Here is a 19609-nt window from a genome sequence, read left to right as displayed (position 1 = left end):
TCCCCCGCTGTCCGTCAGCCTAGGATGAATCGAGCGTTCGCTGCTCGTATTCGTCCCGATTAAAATTTTGACCACCCGAATGCCGGCCTCAATAGCTTGCGAATCCAATAAGCGATGATCGTCCCTGGCGCCCATGAACCGGGATTCTGCAAGTACTCCATGTATTGATCGTTGACGGTATAAGTCCAAGTGGAAGTAGGGCTCTTCAGTCCGAACTTTTCCCACGTTGCCGGATCATTCGAACCTCCGAGCTTGACGAGCATATTCGCCGACTCTCTATGGATGTTAGCCGGAATTTGCTCGTAGGCTTGGATGAGTTGCGCATGAAATTCGTCGATCGGATTGCGATGAGTAAGGCTCGTCAAATGGATGCTTTCGCGAATGTAAGAAACGAAGGCCAGATGGTCGGCCCAGAACTTGTCGATATAATAAAGCCGTACCCGCTGCTCCGAAGGGCTCATAGGCGTCTCGCCTTTCAAAATTCCGAGCCGCTCCTCGTATAGAATACGCCTCTGTTCCTCCACCATATCCGAATAACGGTTCAACTCCTGGCGGATATCGAAGTTTTGGCCCATAATAACCCGCTGAATATGCGCAATTTTGCTGTGGAGCACCGAATCTTCGAGAGCCTCATCCTGCCTAAGATCGCGATACAGGGGCGAAATCGCTCTACCAATGCCGAACTGAAGGAACAACTCGTCCTCCAAGCTTACGAAAAATACGGAAGCTCCCGGGTCGCCTTGGCGGCCGGAACGCCCGCGCAGCTGGTTGTCAATCCGCACGCTTTGGTGCATATGCGTACCAATCACGTACAACCCGCCCAGCTTGGCGACAGCTTCTGCTTGCGCGGGGTTGCCGCCGCCGAGCCGAATGTCGACGCCGCGTCCCGCCATATTCGTAGACACCGTCACGGCGCCGATTTCTCCCGCTTTGGCGATGATCTCGGCTTCTTCTGCGTCGTTTTTCGCATTCAGAACATGGCAAGGTACTCCGGCATCCGCTAGCGCCTCCGCCAGCCTATCAGACTCTCCGACGCTTGACGTACCAATGAGAATCGGACGTCCCGCCCTATGGACGGTCAAGATTTCTTGTACAAGCGCCTTTAGCTTGGCTTCTTTATGGGTATAAATCCGGGGCGGATGGTCGATCCGTATGTTGGGCCGGTTCGGCGGAATTTGCACGACCTGCAGCGCATAAATATGTTCGAATTCCATTGCGGAAACGTGCGCCGTAGCCGTCATTCCGCAAATCTTCGGATATAGGCTAAGGAAGTGTTGAAGGGTGATCGTACCGAGAACTTTCCCTCCTGCCAAGTGCGGTAGTCCTTCTTTGGCCGAAAGCGCAGCTTGCAGCCCGTCCGGCAAATGCCTGTTCTCCGCCACGCGGCCGGTATATTCGTCGATCAGTTCGATTTTACCGTCCCGAACGATGTAATCGACGTCTTTTTTCAATAACAATTCCGCATGCAGCGCGCAATTTAACGACATCAGCAACTGACTATTATGGCTTTCGTACAAATCGCCGCATCCCAGTAGCGATTCCGCTTTCGCTGAGCCGGCTTCATTTAAATAAACGTTCCGCTTGAACTCATCGAAGTCGTAATGCTCAGCTTGCTCGAGCTGCCTGGCCACTGCTGCGAAACGAATGCCATCGTCGCCCGAGGAGCTCGGCTCGCCGGCGATGACTAGCGGCACCCGCGCTTCGTCGAGAAGCAGTGAATCCGCCTCGTCGACGATGACGTAGTGGAATGGACGATGCACGGTATCGACTTCGTTCAGAGCGATCGTGTCGCGCAAATAATCGAATCCCGCCTCTTTGGCCGTCACATAGGTTATATCCGCGGCGTACGCTTTCCGTTTCTCGGACAAGCTCATGCCCGCTTGAACCGCGTTTACCGTTAACCCGAGGAAACGATAGATCGGGCCCATCCACTCCGCATCTCGATTGGCCAAATAATCGTTAAAAGTCAGCACATGAACGCCTTGGCCGGTTAAAGCATGTAGATAAGCAGGCATAACAGCAGAGAGCGTTTTTCCTTCTCCAGTATGCTGTTCGATCAAAAATCTCTCGTGCAAAGCGATAGCAGCCATGACTTGGACATCGTAAGGCTGTAGTCCGAGCGTTCTCTTCGCTGCCTCGCAGACTAGCGCATAGGCATCGACAAGCAGTTCATCCAAAGGCGTACCCGATTTTGCTTCCTGTTTCAACCGGAGAGATTCCGACTGCAGCCTTTGATCGTCCCAAGCTTCCAAGCTCCGTTTCCTGATAAGCTCCGCTTTGTCCCGATAGCCTTTCAGCTGATGCCGGGTATCGCGGTCTTTGAATTCTTGCATCCACTTGACGGCTGCATGCATCGGAATTTGATCCCTCCTAGGTAGAAATACGCGCGATTCTATCCTACTCATCCTTTAACCGTCGTTGATACAAAACAATAGACACAATCGTCAATACAACCGTCCATGCCAAAATAATGAGGAGGGGTTTTAATAAATCTCCCGTCGTAAAGCCTATATGGCGTATTTTTAGCAAATGAACAAGTTGACTGCTTGGTACGTAATCCAGCACTTTGAGGATCGGATAATCATCCGCTAGTAACGCCCCCCATGGCGCCCCAGTGAATATGAACGCCACAGGAATGATAGACAATGATGCGTCAAGTAACGTCTTGGAGAATAGCCCACATATCGTCCCGGCTGCTGTGTATAGAATAATCGAAAGAAGGACTGCTGCTACAAACGCCCCTATACTAGCTGGCTCATAGCCCAATATATACGTAGCAATAGCCAGAGCAACAGCAGACATGACAAAGACTAAAGTACTTTTACCGATTAAAACATCCATGGTCGTGGCCGGAGTCATCATTAAGGATCGCAGGGTGTTGCGCTCCTTTTCTTCCGCAATCAAGCATGCTTGGGCTAAACACGTTAGTATCACAAACGAAGTATTTTAGAAGAAAACCGATAGCCCCAGGCAAAGACGGGCCTGCACTTCGAAAAAGAAAGGCGAATATAATGGGGATAAGCAAAATAATGGAGATCGCATAATTACGTGAAAATTCTTTATAATCCTTCACAAATATCGCCCTGGCACGCTTTAATGAGATACTCATAGTAACTCACTTCCAGTCATTTTAATAAAGATATCACCTAGACTCGGCTCTTTCGTTTCTAATCGATCAATTAACCCTCGTTTCATCCAATCGGCTATTTGATCGGCCGTTCCCTTATCAATCGGGAGCTCGTAGGCCTCCCCATCTATTAAGTCCACACAAATTACGTTTTCTCGATGCTGTTTTTTTAGCTCCCTGGGCGAGCCGATCGTTTGGATTTGTCCTTGATACAAAATCGCTACACGGTTACATATCCATTCTGCCTCAGCCATATTATGCGTTGTTAGAAATATCGTTGTCCCTTTCTCATTTAAGTAACGAAGGCCTTTATAAATATGTGCGGAGTTTACGGGATCTAAAGCCGAAGTAGGTTCATCTAAAAATAATAATTCCGGCTCATGGATCACCGCGCATGCCAGCATGACACGCTGACGCATCCCTTTCGATAAACGATTGACTTTCTTTTTGCGCTCTCCGCTTAAATTTACAAACTGCAGAACCTTATCGATCGAGGATCTGGGGAGATCATACAATTGGCGATACAGCTCTAGATTTTCTTCAATCGTTAATCTCTCATAAAGACCACTGTTATCCGTCAAAATGCCAAAGCGCATCTTCTGTGCAGACTGATGCATCATCTCCGCCGGCTGGTTGAATACACTTGCTTGTCCACTCGTCGGCCTTAATTGCGCCGTTAAAATCTTGATTAATGTTGTTTTTCCTGAACCACTCGGACCGAGGAATCCAAAAATTTCTCCTTTTGGAATGGAAAAAGACACATCGGCTAATGCATCCTTGTTTCCAAAGCTCTTGCGAATATGCTCTACGCGGATAACCTCCATGAACCCACTTCCTTAGAGTTGATGGCCTAACTATATAAGGATTGCATGCCTTCAGTCATCAAAACCCGCCGAAATGTAGCTGTAATCGCCTGAATGGTACCATGGAATGCTTGATTGGTTCGGTATTACCCCGGAAATTATAGGTTAAGAAGTGCTTTTAATTCCTGCAATTTGGAACGAGATAACGGAACCACCGCATCTTTACCTGTATTTAATCGCAAGCTGTAGCTATTCTTCGTCCAAGTAATAATCTCTCTTACCTTTTGCAGATTAACGATGTAGGATCGATGGCACCTAAAAAATCCGAAATTTAATAATCTCTGCTCAAGCTCGGTTAGCGTCAAAGCACAGACATAATGTTCTCCACTTACATGAACAAGGATCGAACCATCTATACTTTCTATGTAATCGACTTCAGGCGGATCAAATAAAATCACCTTGTCATTTCTTTTCGTAGAAATCTTCTGCAAGGTTATATTGGCCCGATCTTGTTCCTGCACTTCCTGCTTATCCTCGAATATCCAATGGATGAAATCCGAACTCGTTCAATCGATAAATGGCATCACAGGAAATCATGGCATCCTCTAAATTCGAAGTTAAAATTAATACTCGCTTTTCTCTCAAAAGGTCATCTAGAATCCTTTTAAATTGGCGACGATCTTGCTCTTCCAAGTAAAAATACGGTTCCTCCAGTACAAGCGTAGGCTGATGCGCAAAAAAGACACGCAGCAAAGTCACATACATCCTTTTCGATGAGCTTAGATCTTTGATTTTTACCTTTCGGTCTTCTTTTAAAGCAAAATAATCCAATAACGAAGCGACACGCTCATTCCTCTCCGTTACTTGGATTAGAAAAGTAATGAGCTCTTCCACCGATAAGCGCATATACTCGCCTTGTTGAACTCGAAATAAATAATATTGGGAGCGATCAACTAATTGATTCATTAAAAGCTGCTTTCGCTTTACATCCGTTATAATGCCAATCGATTGGTTCGATGTCATAGTTAATTCAATCTTTGGTAGAAGTAATTCCCCGTCCTCATACATTGGTTGAAACTGCATGGCGTCCTCCCGACCACTGTCTCTATAGGATATATATAACAATTATAAGGTTGGGATACTTTTTTGTCAGTTTCTTTATCTGATCGGCCAGGCCGATGCGCGAAAAAGCCATGCAAAAGCTTGAACCCGCATCCAGCCGGCGCGAATTCCAGTTTTGCATGGCTCTTGCTTCAATATTCAATAGCTAATCGAACCTTTGCATGGTTTCGAATAAACGCCTTAAGTTATTCAATAAGACGTTTTTTTCCTCCTGCGTCCAATCAGCCAAAGCTTCACGCATAATACGCTCGCGGGTGAGGCTAATCATTGTATTGATTTCCTCCCCGTATTTCGTCAATTCAGACACACGAATGCGGGAATCTGAGCTGGACGGATACGTGTGAACCAACCCGGCGGTCTCCAGCTTATCGATTTGCCGACTAACGCTCGAATAATTTTTCCCCATCATGTCAGCCAAATCTCCCACACTAGTCGGTTGGAGATGTCCGATGCCAACGAAGACGCGAAAGGCTGCCGCCTCCAAATTCACACCGGCATTCGCAATCATTTTCTTATCGCGGTCCGGCCGATTGATAAGGGAAACTATATCAATCAGCGCTTTAAAAATCTCGTTTTCCATGTCTCCCTATTGCACCTTTACAACTGGACGCGGCATAAGCGGAGCATCCCAAGCCTTTTCGATATCCTCTAGAGCGAACTCTTCTGTAGCAATAGTTATCTTCCCCTCGGCAGCCATCTCAAAAACGCCTTTAGCAGCAGTCAGCATATCCGCTTTAGAAACACTCTTACCTCCGCTGCCTACGAGTTCGATTGCTGATGAGCGTAAAATAGATGAAGGTAACGGTATGCTTTCTTGGCCAGATGAAGTTCCAATGCTTACAAAGCGGGTCGCACGATCCGTATTCGTCTTCGCAAGCGCTGACATGATGGCGAGCGCGCTGTCGCCCCAGAGGTAATCCAATATAACATCAACACCTTCAGCAATGACCGGCATTAGAGCTGTTTCAAACAAATTTTGGCCGTTGTCGGCTGTCATATCAAATGCAATAACCTCATCGGCTTCAAGCGCATGCAGCTTCGATTCGTTGCGTCCTGTTACAATGATCTTCTTGGCCCCCAGACCCTTAGCAATCTGAACCGCTAAACTGCCGGATGCACCCGTAGCGCCATTAATCAACACCGTTTGGCCAGATTTGAAGCCGGCTCGAAATACCAAGGCAGCCCATGACGACATAGCCGGGTTGGCGATAGCGGCAGCCGTGACGTCATCAATCCCATCCGGCAAACGGACCGTCAGCTTCTCGTTGACCATGGTTTGCTCAGCCAAACTGCCATAGGGCGCAGCGGACATCGCAAAGTAAACACGTGACCCGTCTTCTAAAGCTCCAACACCGTCCATACCAGCTACAACCGGAAAATAAACATCCGATGAGTAGTGCAGACCCATTGAACGAAACTTGCTAACCCGGCTCAAGGCCGCCACCGAAACGTTAACTACAACCAGTCCGTCCGTCGCAACGGGAGAATCAAATTGACCCAGGACGGGATTTGTCCCCTTCTCTTTCACGATCGCTGCCTTCACTGGTATTCCACCCTTCTTCAACCCGATATTACGTGCATATTGCACATAACTAAGTATAACATAGAATGTGTGCAAAATGCACACTTTATTTCAAACTCACCTCCGAACCATTATCTTGTGCGGCCTCTAATGCCTTGAGATGCTGCGGAGGCAAACCCATCCATACTCTTCCGCATAGCTCTAACCCAGTCGATGCTGAATGACTGTTCCGACTATCCTCCATTTCAACGAACAACGGCAGCCGATCGATTGTCGGTTGCCGCGGCGCACTGTCTTATTTTATTTTCATTTTAGCTTAACAACGGAGGGGATATCTACACGTGGCCATGGTAACCTATCGTCAACCTGCTTGAATCAAGTACCCTTCATCGAACTAAAAGTTTGATTTAGCCATGCATTAAACCGTTCTTTTTCCTCAAACTGCGGGTAATGAGCCGAATTCTCAAACAGAACGAAATCTTTAATAGGTGCCGTTAAATCCTCATAATAATCTTTTGCCGCATTAAGAGAAGTCATATAATCGAATTTCCCCATCACAAAGTAAACAGGAAGCTCCACATGGTCTACCATATTAGGAAGATTCCGTTTAGCTTTTTCGTTTAACAAGGTTTCTTGTGTAACGGAAATTCCTCTTAGGTAACGAATTACATCCAGTCCGTTATATTCAGAATGAAAGAGAAACCCCAATACATAATCTCTGTTATCGTTAATGAGTCTTGAAGCGCCTCCATATTTACGTATCAGGCTTCTAGGCGTATATCCCACTCCCTGTTCAATGGAGCTTCGAAGACGCGCTAATGTTTCTAAGTCGTCCTCATTACCAGCTTGTTTGGCCTGCTCAATCGTATATTCCAAACTATCCCTTTCACTCTGAATCGTATTGCCCACTTGTCCAATTCCAATATAAGCAAAAAATTTTTCAGGTGCTTTAGCTGCGGCCTTCATCCCAATATATGTACCGAACGAATGTCCGGCCAACAGAACCTTTTCTTGTCCAAATCTCTTCACAATATAATCTGTCAATGTCAACAAATCATCCACCAGCAAATCGGTTGTCAGGTTCGAATAGTCTTCGAAAAAATGATAGGATTTCCCGCTCCCGCGCTGATCATAATGCACGATTGTAAAGTTCCGTTCAAGTTCTTTCTGATATTTTCTCACGTATGGAATCTCAGAGCATCCCGGGCCCCCATGTACAAAAAGGATAATCGGATTATTCAGATCGACTCCCCGAATCATCATCTCATGTTCCGTACCGTTTATTTCGACTTGTCCTAAAAAGCTGATACTGTTCTCCCCTTTAATAGGAGGCGTCCATGTAGGGAAAAACAATGCTAATAAAACGATTAAAACAACGACTATTAATCCACGCTTAACTATTTTAAATCTAGTTCTTCGCATCTCATCACCCCGACAGGCAAATACCGCCCAACAACCGATCTAGCTACGCTGCAAATCGTTAGCCTGCAAAATACCGTTCACGATCACTTCGATTCCCCAATAAAACCGTTCCTTCCGGATGGTATCCCCGGAGAACAATTCCTCCTTCAGACTGTGAATGAGCGGGAAGCGAACCGGGTCAGAAGCCTGGTAGAAGTGCTTGATGGCTGCCACCTGTTCGTCTTCGTTCTTGGACCTAGCCGCTCGTTCGAAAGCGATCGAGGAAACATACAGCAACAGCAGATCCATCCCCCATGCTGCCGAGGTGGACGTGATCCCGCCCTTGTGCAGGACCGCAAGCAAGTATTCATTTAACCGGAATGCATGGGTCCCGATCGGAATCACCTGAAGCGACAGCTCGGCAAGACCGGGCTGCTCGATCAGCAGCGTCACGTACGCATCGAGTGCTCGGGACAGCTGCTCCTTCCAATTGCCATCTGTAAGCTCTGGCAGGTCGAGCTCGCCAAGTCCATGATCCAGGACATAGGAGCTTAGCTCCTGAAGATTTTTCACGTATACATAGAGCGAGGAAGGTCCGGTATCCAACGCTTTGGCTACCTTCCTCATGCTCATACCGGAGATGCCTTCTTCTTTCAGCAGTTCGTAGGCCGTCTTCACGATCAGCTCATGACTGAGCGGTTCTTTGGCCGGACGTGCCCGTCGGCTGACAATAACTCGGCTAGGATTCATCATACTTTTCTTATATCATACCCATAGCAAATAGTAAATCCGCCCTCCAGGCACTGTTACACTTCGTTAAGCTGCTCATGATACGAATTCATAAGCTCGGTAAGCTTCCGCGCTGCCTCATCCGAGAAGCAAAGGACGAGATTATCGTTTGACTCTCGGGCCATCTCCGACGAATACGCGTACATCTTCTCCTCATACTCCTCGATCGCCTTTGCTTGATCATCATTTCGTACGATCGCAAGCGCAAGCTCCATCGCGTCCTGCATCGCCATATTGACGCCTTCGCCAGCGAACGGAGACATAACGTGGGCCGCGTCACCGATCAGCGTAACGCCGGAATTTCTCTTCCACTTGAACCCGACCGGTAACATGTAGATTCGCCTTGGAAGGACAGCATCAGCCGCATAGCGTATATAATTTTTGAGCGACTCATCCCAATCTTGGAAGAGCTCCAGCAGTTTTGCTTTCGCTTCCTGCGGACTTTCAGACCTAATACCGCTTGTTTCGAGCCACTCCCGATCGACCCACAGGCTCGCATAGACCTTAATGGACCCGTCGCCGTTCAACTGGCCCAAAATGCCTTGGTGATCGCCCAATGCAAACACTTTGCCACGGCGGTTGAATGCAGCCAAGTCAGGATAGCGTTCAGCAGCGTCCACAACATTAAGCTCTACCATGGTTAGTCCCGAATAACGGACATCCGTATCCGAAAGCAGCGGACGAACCCGGGAGAAGGCACCGTCAGCTCCAACTACAAGATGCGCGGTATCCACGAACCCATTCTCGAAATGAAGCTCTGTCATGCCATTGGCTAGTGAGATGGCCTTGTCTAGCTTATACCCATAACGGATGATCGCCGGGGACAACTTACTTAAGAGTAAATCGCAAAGTACGCCACGGTCGATCTCTGGCCGCCCTCCTGGAGCATCCTCATCGGCTACTTCATCCATGAAGCATTTTCCAGTCTTATCGAATAACCGAAAGTCCTCCCCTTCATATCGTGCTATTTTTCGGAAATCCCCATAAAGTCCGGCTTCCTTCAGCGCCTGTTGGCCGGATTCCTCATGAATGTCCAAAGAACCTCCACGTTCATGGCTCTTGTCTTCCAGCTCCCGCTCATAAATAACCGATGGAATGCCGTGCCGCTGAAGAATGAGCGCAAGCGTAAGTCCAGCGGGGCCGCCTCCGATAATAGCGATGCGCCTTTGATCTTTCGTACTTGTTGTTGTCATGTAAGCATCTCCTCAGCATATTTGTCGTAATAAGCATATCTCATTTATACCATAACGAACACCGTTCGTAAAGAATGATGTTCGTTATGGTTAGTTGTTCTTGGATGAACCGAATCATAATCCTAGAATTGTGAGAGGCCGTCCAGAAGTTCCCCATCAGCTCGAACAAGCCGAGCAAGTCTTTAAATGGTTCTTAGGCTCTAGGCCATACACGCTCTCCTCTTCATGAATAACTTAGCATAGGTGTATGCTCCCTATTTTTTCTTGAAAGAAGCGATGCTGCCCATGGCAACTGCCTATTCCAAAAGCCGAATACGCAAAATTGTCCGCCGTTTCGGCCTCAATCCGTCACGTTCAGACTCGATCGCGTCTCTTTATCGCAGGAACGCCGTTGTCCGAGTACGGACGAAAAGAGGAACCTATGCGATGAAGCCCTTTTTCCGAAGTCATTTACTTCGCACAGGTACAATTGATCAAATAAAAACAACGGCAACCTATGTACATTTCCTGATGAATAATGGCTTCAATTCCATGCCTAAATGGCTCGCGAGCGATTCCGGAAGGTTATGGACTTTAAACCAAGGAAGGCCCTTCTACGTAACCCCATGGATCCATGGAAGAAGTATGGAAAATCAAGAGGATTTTGAAAAGCTCGGACGAGTTCTTGCCTCCTTGCATACCACATCCAACCTTTCTGCTCCTATTCGTGGCCCCTTTTTTGATCATATCCGGCTATGGCAATACAAAGACCGTCTCTTTCGCAGACGGATGGCAAAAGCAAACCGCACGAACAGATGGACCCGCAGATGGTATCAAAAGTTCGGGGAATCCTGTAACCAGATTTCGGATCGGGTCTGGACCGAAATCAAGAGCCCGGAGATAGTAAACCTTATGGAGCAGGAAAGGATACGCCCCGCATTCATACACAGCGATATTACTACCCCGAATGTTATTATTGCCGATGACGGACAGCTCTTCATTATCGATTGGGATCGCATTAAATTAGGGTCGATCTATGTTGACTTAGCAACCGCCCTCATGAACACGACTCAATTTAATCCCGTTTTCATACACGCCTTGTTAAAGGGGTACGAAGAAATCCGTCCTTTAGACCGGACCGAACGTAAACTGATTTCTTGCTTGTATCGATTGCCCCGAGAAGCTTGGTTCGCCGCCCAGTTCCCGCAAAGCGTAAGAAGCCGTAAGATGTTAGACATTATGAGGCAAACATGGCTTCCCCGATTAAAGGCAATGGATTTATTACAGGAGTGGGAGAATCAGCAGGGAGAGGAATGATGCTCGTATATTCATTTAGGATACGGCTGCAAGGTTTGAAAACAAAAGGGCACTGCTTGAGAGTGCCCTTGCTTTCCGTGCCTATAGCATTTTCCCATTCGCGTCGCGAGCACCCGTAGACTCTACGGAGCGTGGATTGTATTCATTATGTCAGCCTATACAATAAAACCGAGGTGAACAATATAGAGATGAAAAGAAACAAACAGCAGCACCTGGCGCAGGATAAACAAACAAGGAGGATTTGGAGATGAACAAGGATATCGTCATGATTGCCGATCAGTATGACCGTATAGATGGAAAAAACGCCTACGCGTCTGACATCAAAAGGTTGACGCTGGGCACACCGACTTTGGAAATCAACAAGAATTTGAAAATTGCAGCGCAAATCTGGAAAGAAACAGCGAACGGCGAATTAGAAGTCAGCACTGAACTGCCCCTTCATCAAGTGCTTGATCTGATGATTTTTCTGAGCCGCACCCTGCTGTATTTTCGTGAAGCCTATCGGCTGCCGCTGTTATACGATCCCGAGAAACCGACCGTAGAGCGGATTGGAGTTCAGGGCGGTGTTCTGCCGGTCGTTGTCTGTACCGAAAATCCGAATATTAACGAAGACATTCAGAAGTTTTCCCAGGCTTTAAATGAGTTGGGCGAACTGACCGGGGAACGGCTGCGTGTGCTGTCCCGAATATTTGAAGAAATGGAGTAGGTTAAAATGAACAATCAATGGCTTCTGTCGCCTGCCAGACAGTTGACGGAAGAAGAAAAATCCCTTGTCTGGCACAAGCCCGTCACCCACATCGAGAGCGATGCTGAGCGCCGCATTTGTGCAGAGGTTTATCGGAACTGGACACGCGGCGAAATGAAAATTACAAATATTCTTCTAGAGGGAGATGCTGGTTCCGGCAAAACACAGCTTGCAAAAGCTCTCTCCGCTGACTTTGGATTGCCCTATACTAAGGTGACCTGTTTTGCGGATATGGACAAATCCGACGTATTAGGTTCCATCCTGCCGGTACTGCCAGAGGATGAAAACAATACGGAAGCCGTAACCTACAAATATTATCCGTCAGAAATTGTACGAGCTTATGAAAACGGCTGGTTGCTGGAAATTCAGGAGCCTACCGTAATTCGTGATGCAGCGGTGCTCATGTCACTTAACTCGGCGTTAGAACCGGACGGCAGCATCAATCTACCCACCCGGATTGTCCATCGTCATCCCGATTTTATCGCGGTAATTACCACAAACCGTGGCTACAACGGCTGCCGCCCGCTCAACGAGGCTTTGCGTGACCGGGTTCAGCACAGTGAGAAGATGGACTTGCCCGCTATTGAAGTTATGATGGAACGGGCAGCGGCTAAAACCGGCTGTACGGATGACGATTTGCTGCTGACTTTTGCCCGGGTCATCGTTTTGCTGGATCAAACCGCTAAGGCAAACGCCATAAAGGGTGTAGCAGGTATGCGCTCCTATTTTTTCTGGGTGGACGCTGTCCTTCAGGGTTCCAAGACGGTGGACGCGCTGTACCACAAGGTCATTTATAAAATCACCACCGATCCCGATGAGATCGTTATTCTGGAACAAGCCTTATCCAAGCAGGGGATGCTGTCAGAGCTGGAAGAGATCTCGGAACGGCGAGCGAAAACCAACGGCGAGGTAATGGAAATCCACACAGAAGGAACTATGGAAACCGAGCTCTCTAGCCCTGTGCCGGGTGACATTCCGGCGGTTGCCCTGCGGAAGTCAACGGGCAGCGAAGGCCATTCAAATCATAATGCAGAAAGCGCCGCCGACACGGAAAGCTCGGATCATGGCGAGGACGGAAACCCCATCTATCACGAGTTGAAACAAACAACCCCTGCGGAATTGGAGCAGCAAAGACGAGATTTTCGGAAGCGTCTGAACCAACAAGCACGGGAAATGGTAAAGGGCTCTTCCCATGAGAAAGTAAATCTGATTGTTCACAGACCCGAGGCAACGCTTGCCCATCAGCGTGAATATCATCAGATTGCGTCGGCGTTGATGCCAGTAATTCGGGAGCTGGTGCGAAAAACCGTTCCGCTGTTGGAGCACGAAGTATCCACAGAGTTCGCAAAATCCCGTGTTTATGGGACCAAATTCCATGCTGAGAAGCTGGCTACTCCTGATTTTCGCTACTATTCTCGCAAATACCCGCCGGATGAAGAACCCTCTCTTGCGGTGGCACTTAGAATTGACGAATCAGCCTCCATGAGTGCCTTTGGGCGGTTGGATGCAGCCAAGCAGGCGGCTGTCGCCGTTTATGAATTTTGTGAAAGCTGCAAAATACCACTGCTGATTTACGGGGATACGGCAGACCGCTCATCTTTGGAACGGATGTCCCTTTATTCTTATATTGACTACGAGAACCCGTCACTGAACGATAAATATGGCCTCATGGCGATTCAGGGACATAGCAACAACCGGGATGGCATGGCGCTGCGCATCCTGGCGGAAAAGCTGATGAAAGCGCCGCAAAAGACGAAACTGCTCATCAGCATCAGCGACGGTCAGCCAAAAGCTATGCCGGACTATACTGGCGAGGCTGCCATAGCTGATATGAAAGGCGTGATCCAGGAATTTAGCCGCAAAGGCGTTTTATTTCTTGCTGCTGCTATTGGGCAAGATAAGGAGACCCTTTGTGATATTTACGGGCAGGGACGCTTTTTGGACATCACCGATTTACGGCAGCTTCCGGCACGGCTGGTTCAAGTCATTGCTAATTACCTATAGCAATGATAAGCTCTTGACATCCTGGAGGTGATTACGGTGGATTGCGCCAAGGTTGGGCGTTTCATTTATCAACTACGAAAAGAAAAGGGGCTGACCCAACAACAGGTTGCGGATTTGCTAAATATCAGCAACAAAACTATATCCAAATGGGAGTGCGGTTTGGGTTGCCCCGATGTTACCCTTTGGTCTGAGCTTTCGGCAGTGCTGGGTGCAGACATTCAAAAAATGCTGGAAGGAAAGCTTGATCCAAATCTGCCTGATGTGGGGAAGATTGATAAAACCCAATTCTATGTATGCCCTGCCTGTGGAAACATTCTGACGAGTACAGGGAATGCCTCCATTTCCTGCTGCGGACGAAAGCTGCAGCCGTTAAAGCCAGTACCTTACCCAACAGAACATGAAATTACAGTGGAAGAAATGGACATGGACTACTATATTTCCATCCAACATGATATGACGAAAGCCCACTATATCGCATTTGTGGCGTATGTGCTTTCCGACAGAGTACTTCTCACCCGTTTATATCCGGAACAAAGTGCAGAAGTCCGTATTCCCATGATGAAAACCGACGGTGACTTATATGTGTATTGTACAAAGCACGGTTTGCAAAAATATACGGATCTTTTTAACTAGTATCAGTCGCTTCACCAAGATCTTCTCGTTCAGTTGTTTCGATTCCTTTGAGGGTATTGAAGCGCATGGTGCAAGTGGTAATGGCTGCCTTGGCTAAGGTTTGGGAACCGGTTCTCCGAACCTCACCAGCACGTGCCACATGTATTTTAATTCCTGGAGCACCTCTTCATAACTTCCTCTATCGCTCCAAAGTTCCGGATTGCGTTTCAAATCATTGACCGCAGCTCCGACCGCTCTAGCGTCAACAAGATTGTCGATGGCTATCCGTTTGGCAAGTGAGGGCATGGTTGCCCCCCTAAAATCTGGTGGTACTTCATCGGCCTGGATAGCAAATCCCTTATGCCAATGAAGTTCTATTGAATATTTTGAGCATAGCCGCTCTAAAGTTCTCCCTGTGTCTGTTCCTTGAAACGAAGGGTCAGCCACCAATATTTCCACGTCATCTTGCAGAGTAATATCACCGTGGACTTGGGTCTCAATAAAGTGATTAAGATTTCGACTAGGCATCTGTTTTACCCGTTCAGTGATAGGTAGGGCTAAGCTGAACAATAGTCGATCGACCATTTTTCGGGGCGATAGTTCTTTTTCTCCAAGGGCATATTCTCGGAAGAATGCATCTTTAAGAACAGCAGCTAAGATGTCATCGACTTCTTCATAGGTACCTTTTTCTGGGGGATCATCCTGGGAACCACCGTAAGTATATGTGCAACGATAGGATGCTTGTGGAACAAGAAGGAAATAGCACGATCCAAACCTCGGAGACGGACCATCCGAATGCAACATGACATCCAACGCCCCGTATTTGGGCCTTTCCCTGTTGGTGGTGCCCTCCAACTGATAGGCGCCTCCAAATAGCTTCAACTCCCAAAGGTCCCGAGCACCGCCCGGGTATGCAGACACGCTGCCATTAGAAATCTGCGTCTCAAACTGACTCTTATATGCCCCTTGTTCGAGAAGTGCTTGTGCCACGCTTTTCTTGCCAGCAAGCGGACGGTCAGGATGGAAATGCAACGCTACTCTGGCATGCGATCGGAGTTTCAAGACAGCCTCCTCATAACTACTCAATGGGATATTCGACAACTGGAGAATTTCTCGGATCGATGCCTGCGCAGCTACCCTTCTCGAAGCAGCATACTGTCTAATATGCTGAATTGCCATGTTCTGTGATCTTGTAAGCTGACACTTGTTTGACATCCATATCACCTGCCAAAATACAATACTTCAGTCCGTCTAGCTCAAGCAGTTTTGGTACATATATCATATTCGTGACCTAGAGCCAAGCCCCTTTTCGAGGGATCATTTTCTTTTCAGGTGGGTAGGTCGCGGACTGCTTCTATTTACAATTCCGATAGTTCGTGTCAGGACCAGATAAATCCTGGATATAAGGTTCCAATGACCCCTGAACCTACACACATATATACAAATTCATGCCCCGCAAGGAACTCCGCTAAAAAACTTGCCCTTATTTTATGATACGGTTCAGCATATACGCTATAACGGCTAAATTAAAACGGGACGGGTTAACATAACAGCTACCCATCCCGTTCTACGTCAAGGACATGGACTATGAATTATCTTAGATGTGCCCAATCATTCTCTCTCGCTCTCACATAAATTGGAGCATACAAAAAGAGGAGTTGATATTGTGGTACGTATCCTTGATAAAGCGGCTGTCCAGCCGCTTAGTCGCTTCAACCGGGCCAAATCGTTTACTATTCGACGTTCCCCACAAAAATCTGGCATTGCAACGATCCCAATACGGATTCCAGTGAATTCTCAACCGAATCGGGTAGATTTGGTAGCATCCGTTGGTGTCAGAGGTATCAAAGGCATTGGTCAAATTCTCTTTAGAGTCTTCCGCGGTAATAAAGAAATTTTCAACACACTGCAAGGTATCGAATCTACGGGTTCAGAGCAAAATTATATAGTTACCTTCCAGGCTGAAGATAGAAATGTAAAAGCGGGTACTCATGCTTACACAGTCACAGCAGAAAACCGTACTGCGAATACAAGAGTAGATGTAGTAGGACCCATATCGTTTAGTGGGCTAGCTGTTAAAACCAGAAACTAACAGCCTCTTATCATCGACGTCACGCGCAAATGGATAGGCCTCGTCCTACTCTGAATATCCGTCTGCTGGCTAAAAGCGGTTCAGGCAGGAAAGACAAAAATCAGAGCACCTCAATAGGGGATGCTCTGATTTCACGTGGTAACTTGCCCATCTCTATTTTGACAATCTTCGAAACAAGTTTTTAAAATCAACGATAGTGGACATCCTCATTCCTCCTGCTGATCTCGTTTACTTCTCTACAACCGGAATCCACATTTCCCCATAAACGAGGCCGTCCCGCTGCCCCATCTCAACCGTTGCATTGGGCCCGCCGACATAGGCGTAATGATCGGCTGCCGGCAAGGCTTGACCAAAGGCAATGCCGGTAAGCATGCTGCTGAGCTCATTGGCCGACTTCCCTTCGCCTTTAACGACGAGGTATTGTCCCTTAGGGAATTGGATCACTCTGTGCTCTTCCGGTACCGACGAATCCGTCATGACGCCAGCGTAATACATCATCTTCTGATTGACCGCTTCGTTTACGGCAAAGATGTAGTCGTTCGCAGCGATCGCCTTTAACATGTCGAGCCTTCCATCCTGCTCCACGGCCCGCCAAAAGTTCTCCTTCTCCTTGTTCATGCCGGCAAAGTCCCTGTAATCGCTCTTCAGCTCCGTTCCGATACCAAGCACGATAAAGCTGTCTTTTTCCTCAAAGGTATACGTTGCCATGATTCCAGCTCCTTTTTTTGAATGAATTTATTCGCTTTATAGGTCTATCATAACCATAAATCGTGTCAAAATCTGCTACTGTTTGGCGTCACGACTATTAAAGTTTGCGGCTTTTCGGACGCAGCGCCCAAGAGGCGATGCCAAGCGCGGCATAGAAAAGCGGAAGAATCACATGGAATCCGCCATCGCCGTAATCATGTGCGAACGCATGAGATAAGGACGCGCCCGTCATTAGAAAGAAGATACCGCTGTAAGCCCATTCCTTAAGCCGGGGGAAGCCTGGGATTAGGATCGCAATGACTCCAAGCAATTTCCAAGTCCCGAGAATGTTCGTGATATATAACGGGAAACCAATATCGGTGACCAAATCGACATTGCCGCCATATCGCATCAATTGCCCGATCCCGCTTAATGCCATAGAGAATGCGAGAATGATGGTGACGATCCAATAAGCGGCTGTCCTTCCGATAGGACGAGATTCAACCTTTGCGATCTTCTCATTACCGGTAATCGTGCTCATTCCAATTCCTCCTTTGATCTCGTTTACTTCGGCACAACCGGAATCCACATTTCCCCATATACGAGGCCGTCTCGCCGCCCCATCTCGACCGTTGCATTGGGGCCGCCGACATAGGCGAACTTATCGGCTGCCGGAAGCACTTGACCAAAGGCAATGCCGGTAAGCGAGCTGCTGAGCTCATCAGCCGTCTTCCCTTCGCCTTGAATGACGAGGTATTGTCCTTTAGGGAAATGGATCATGCTGTGTTCTTCCGGTACCTTTGTGTACTCGCTCTTCAGTTCCGTTCCGATCCCTACAACGTTAAAGCCGCCTTTTTCCTTTAGGGTATACGTTGCCATCATCCCAGCTCCTTTTTCGATTTGACCAAGTCATTTGTTTTTCCGCTTGATAGGTTTATAATAACGATAAATCATGTCAAAATATGATACTGTTTAGAGGGCCCTATGAAAAAAGTTGAGCGGATTAACATCATCATGCGGTACATAAACAACCGCGCCCATTTTACCATCTCGGAAATCATGCAGGAGTTCAACATCTCCCGTTCGACGGCGATTCGAGACATCAGGGAGATTGAAGCGATGGGAATGCCGCTAGTCGCCGAAGTCGGGAGGGATGGGGGCTACTTTGTGATGAATAATTCCGTCCTGCCCACAGTCCGCTTTACCGATAATGAGATTAAGGCACTTTTTATCGCCTTCATGGCCACGCGCAATCTGCAGCTCCCTTATCTCAAGAGCCGCCACTCTTTGGCGGAAAAATTGCTCGGCCTCATCTCTCAAAATCAGCAAGATGATCTTGTTCTGTTAAATCAGATTTTGCTCTTCGAAGGTACCAACCCCCACAATCCTGACCTGCTTGATCTATCAGACCTGCCCCATCCGATGTTAGAACAACTCATCCAGATCCTTCTTGAAGATCGCTACTTAGCGGTTTCCGTCGAAGAAGCAAGGGAAATCAAGTCTTATCCCATCTATCTCATGCGCCTGTATCGCGAAAAAAGCGCTTGGCAAATTGAAGGCTTCGACCTTGTGGAGGAGAAGAGGCGGATTATTCCCGTCGACAATCTCACCGATGTCAAACCATACCCCGAGAAAAAAAGAATGAGCAAGAAGAAGATTGCCGAACAACTAGGCAAACAGGAAGAAGCCATTAACCTAGTCGTCGAACTTGGTCCCAAGGCGATTGCCCAATTCAAAAAGTATCATCCTCTAAACATGACGATTTCATATACGAATCCTTATCAAACTACGGCGATCTTAAAGACGTTCCTCAATGTTCATCATCCGGATGAATTGACCGAGATAACAAATTGGCTGCTTTTCTTGGGTGCAGATATACAGGTCAGGGAAATACCGAAGGAGGTTGTAGAAGAATTGCAGGACAGAGTGGATGTATTGGGAAACAAGTAATTGCCCCCAGCATGGCCGATCAGCCTTCGTCTACAAGATGCTTCTTTTTCTTCAAGTGGTAATACAATCTGAACCGGCCTACCAAATTCGCTATATTTATGAGCGATAATGCGGCAAGCCATATAATCAGAGAGGACATGGTGTTTATTGCATAATAAAAGTGCCGAATATTGCAGCGTAAAAATGCTAAGTTAAATGCAAAAGAGACACTTGCCAGCATCCTATTAAACTCCTATCGTAAGGTTTGCGAGAACTGACGAAGGAGA

20 protein-coding genes are annotated in these 19609 nt (G+C 47.5%); 6 read left to right on the top strand and 14 right to left on the bottom strand.

Translation table 11 applies throughout. The features are described from left to right. Positions 1 to 59: 59 nt before the first annotated feature. From GSF01_RS23555 to GSF01_RS23515, 10 genes are all read right to left on the bottom strand, one after another. Positions 60 to 2354 carry a preprotein translocase subunit SecA gene (locus tag GSF01_RS23555; protein ID WP_159887729.1) on the bottom strand — a complete coding sequence of 765 codons (2295 nt, stop codon included), beginning with the start codon at positions 2352 to 2354 and terminating at the stop codon, positions 60 to 62. A gap of 43 nt (positions 2355 to 2397) precedes the next feature. Next, a complete protein-coding gene (locus GSF01_RS23550) occupies positions 2398 to 2904 on the bottom strand; it encodes an ABC transporter permease (protein ID WP_159887728.1) in 507 nt (168 codons plus the stop codon). Between the two features lie 201 nt (positions 2905 to 3105). Beyond that, positions 3106 to 3951, bottom strand: a complete 846-nt coding sequence (locus tag GSF01_RS23545) for an ABC transporter ATP-binding protein (RefSeq protein WP_159887727.1) — start codon at positions 3949 to 3951, stop codon at positions 3106 to 3108. Between the two features lie 137 nt (positions 3952 to 4088). Beyond that, on the bottom strand, positions 4089 to 4451 hold the full coding sequence (locus GSF01_RS29880; RefSeq protein WP_235941701.1) for a LytTR family DNA-binding domain-containing protein: 363 nt from the start codon (positions 4449 to 4451) through the stop codon (positions 4089 to 4091). Positions 4452 to 4458: 7 nt separating this feature from the next. Continuing rightward, a complete protein-coding gene (locus GSF01_RS29875; protein WP_235941700.1) occupies positions 4459 to 5013 on the bottom strand; it encodes an ATP-binding cassette domain-containing protein in 555 nt (184 codons plus the stop codon). Between the two features lie 184 nt (positions 5014 to 5197). Next, positions 5198 to 5632, bottom strand: a complete 435-nt coding sequence (locus tag GSF01_RS23535) for a MarR family winged helix-turn-helix transcriptional regulator (RefSeq protein ID WP_159887726.1) — start codon at positions 5630 to 5632, stop codon at positions 5198 to 5200. A gap of 6 nt (positions 5633 to 5638) precedes the next feature. Next, the gene (locus GSF01_RS23530; protein ID WP_159887725.1) at positions 5639 to 6595 is read right to left on the bottom strand and encodes a quinone oxidoreductase family protein; all 957 of its coding nucleotides are present in this window, start codon (positions 6593 to 6595) and stop codon (positions 5639 to 5641) included. A gap of 354 nt (positions 6596 to 6949) precedes the next feature. Beyond that, complete coding sequence (locus GSF01_RS23525; protein WP_159887724.1) at positions 6950 to 7996, bottom strand: alpha/beta fold hydrolase; 1047 nt, start codon at positions 7994 to 7996, stop codon at positions 6950 to 6952. Between the two features lie 39 nt (positions 7997 to 8035). Next, a complete protein-coding gene (locus GSF01_RS23520) occupies positions 8036 to 8728 on the bottom strand; it encodes a TetR/AcrR family transcriptional regulator (protein WP_159887723.1) in 693 nt (230 codons plus the stop codon). 53 nt (positions 8729 to 8781) lie between these two features. Next, a complete protein-coding gene (locus GSF01_RS23515) occupies positions 8782 to 9957 on the bottom strand; it encodes an FAD-dependent oxidoreductase (protein WP_159887722.1) in 1176 nt (391 codons plus the stop codon). A 276-nt stretch (positions 9958 to 10233) separates the two neighbouring features. Between GSF01_RS23515 and GSF01_RS23510 the strand changes: the two genes are divergently transcribed. From GSF01_RS23510 to GSF01_RS23495, 4 genes are all read left to right on the top strand, one after another. After that, positions 10234 to 11253 (top strand): phosphotransferase enzyme family protein, encoded by a 1020-nt coding sequence (locus GSF01_RS23510; RefSeq protein ID WP_328803705.1) that lies wholly within the window; start codon positions 10234 to 10236, stop codon positions 11251 to 11253. Positions 11254 to 11500: 247 nt separating this feature from the next. After that, the gene (locus GSF01_RS23505; protein WP_159887720.1) at positions 11501 to 11959 is read left to right on the top strand and encodes a DUF6530 family protein; all 459 of its coding nucleotides are present in this window, start codon (positions 11501 to 11503) and stop codon (positions 11957 to 11959) included. A 6-nt stretch (positions 11960 to 11965) separates the two neighbouring features. After that, positions 11966 to 14002, top strand: coding sequence for an AAA family ATPase (locus GSF01_RS23500; protein ID WP_159887719.1), 2037 nt, complete (start codon positions 11966 to 11968; stop codon positions 14000 to 14002). 36 nt (positions 14003 to 14038) lie between these two features. Next, entirely contained in the window at positions 14039 to 14635 is a 597-nt protein-coding gene (locus tag GSF01_RS23495; protein WP_159887718.1) for a helix-turn-helix domain-containing protein, read from the top strand. A 93-nt stretch (positions 14636 to 14728) separates the two neighbouring features. Here GSF01_RS23495 and GSF01_RS23485 read toward each other — a convergent pair whose 3' ends face one another. Continuing rightward, on the bottom strand, positions 14729 to 15829 hold the full coding sequence (locus GSF01_RS23485; RefSeq protein ID WP_159887716.1) for a DUF3626 domain-containing protein: 1101 nt from the start codon (positions 15827 to 15829) through the stop codon (positions 14729 to 14731). Positions 15830 to 16280: 451 nt separating this feature from the next. Between GSF01_RS23485 and GSF01_RS23480 the strand changes: the two genes are divergently transcribed. Then, positions 16281 to 16706, top strand: coding sequence for an exosporium protein C (locus GSF01_RS23480; RefSeq protein ID WP_159887715.1), 426 nt, complete (start codon positions 16281 to 16283; stop codon positions 16704 to 16706). Positions 16707 to 16934: 228 nt separating this feature from the next. Here GSF01_RS23480 and GSF01_RS23475 read toward each other — a convergent pair whose 3' ends face one another. From GSF01_RS23475 to GSF01_RS23465, 3 genes are all read right to left on the bottom strand, one after another. Then, entirely contained in the window at positions 16935 to 17414 is a 480-nt protein-coding gene (locus GSF01_RS23475; protein ID WP_159887714.1) for a GyrI-like domain-containing protein, read from the bottom strand. Positions 17415 to 17511: 97 nt separating this feature from the next. Continuing rightward, entirely contained in the window at positions 17512 to 17934 is a 423-nt protein-coding gene (locus tag GSF01_RS23470; RefSeq protein ID WP_159887713.1) for a DoxX family protein, read from the bottom strand. A 23-nt stretch (positions 17935 to 17957) separates the two neighbouring features. Next, a complete protein-coding gene (locus tag GSF01_RS23465; RefSeq protein ID WP_159887712.1) occupies positions 17958 to 18272 on the bottom strand; it encodes an effector binding domain-containing protein in 315 nt (104 codons plus the stop codon). Between the two features lie 105 nt (positions 18273 to 18377). On the opposite strand from GSF01_RS23465, the gene GSF01_RS23460 reads away from it, so the two are divergent. After that, positions 18378 to 19343 carry a helix-turn-helix transcriptional regulator gene (locus tag GSF01_RS23460; protein WP_159887711.1) on the top strand — a complete coding sequence of 322 codons (966 nt, stop codon included), beginning with the start codon at positions 18378 to 18380 and terminating at the stop codon, positions 19341 to 19343. The last annotated feature ends 266 nt before the right edge of the window (positions 19344 to 19609 follow it).

Origin of the sequence: Paenibacillus puerhi, from assembly GCF_009846885.1 — a bacterium.
GTDB lineage: Bacteria > Bacillota > Bacilli > Paenibacillales > NBRC-103111 > Paenibacillus_G > Paenibacillus_G puerhi.
The sequence above is the reverse complement of the archived record's forward strand: the minus strand, read 5'-3'. Positions and strand labels throughout refer to the sequence as shown.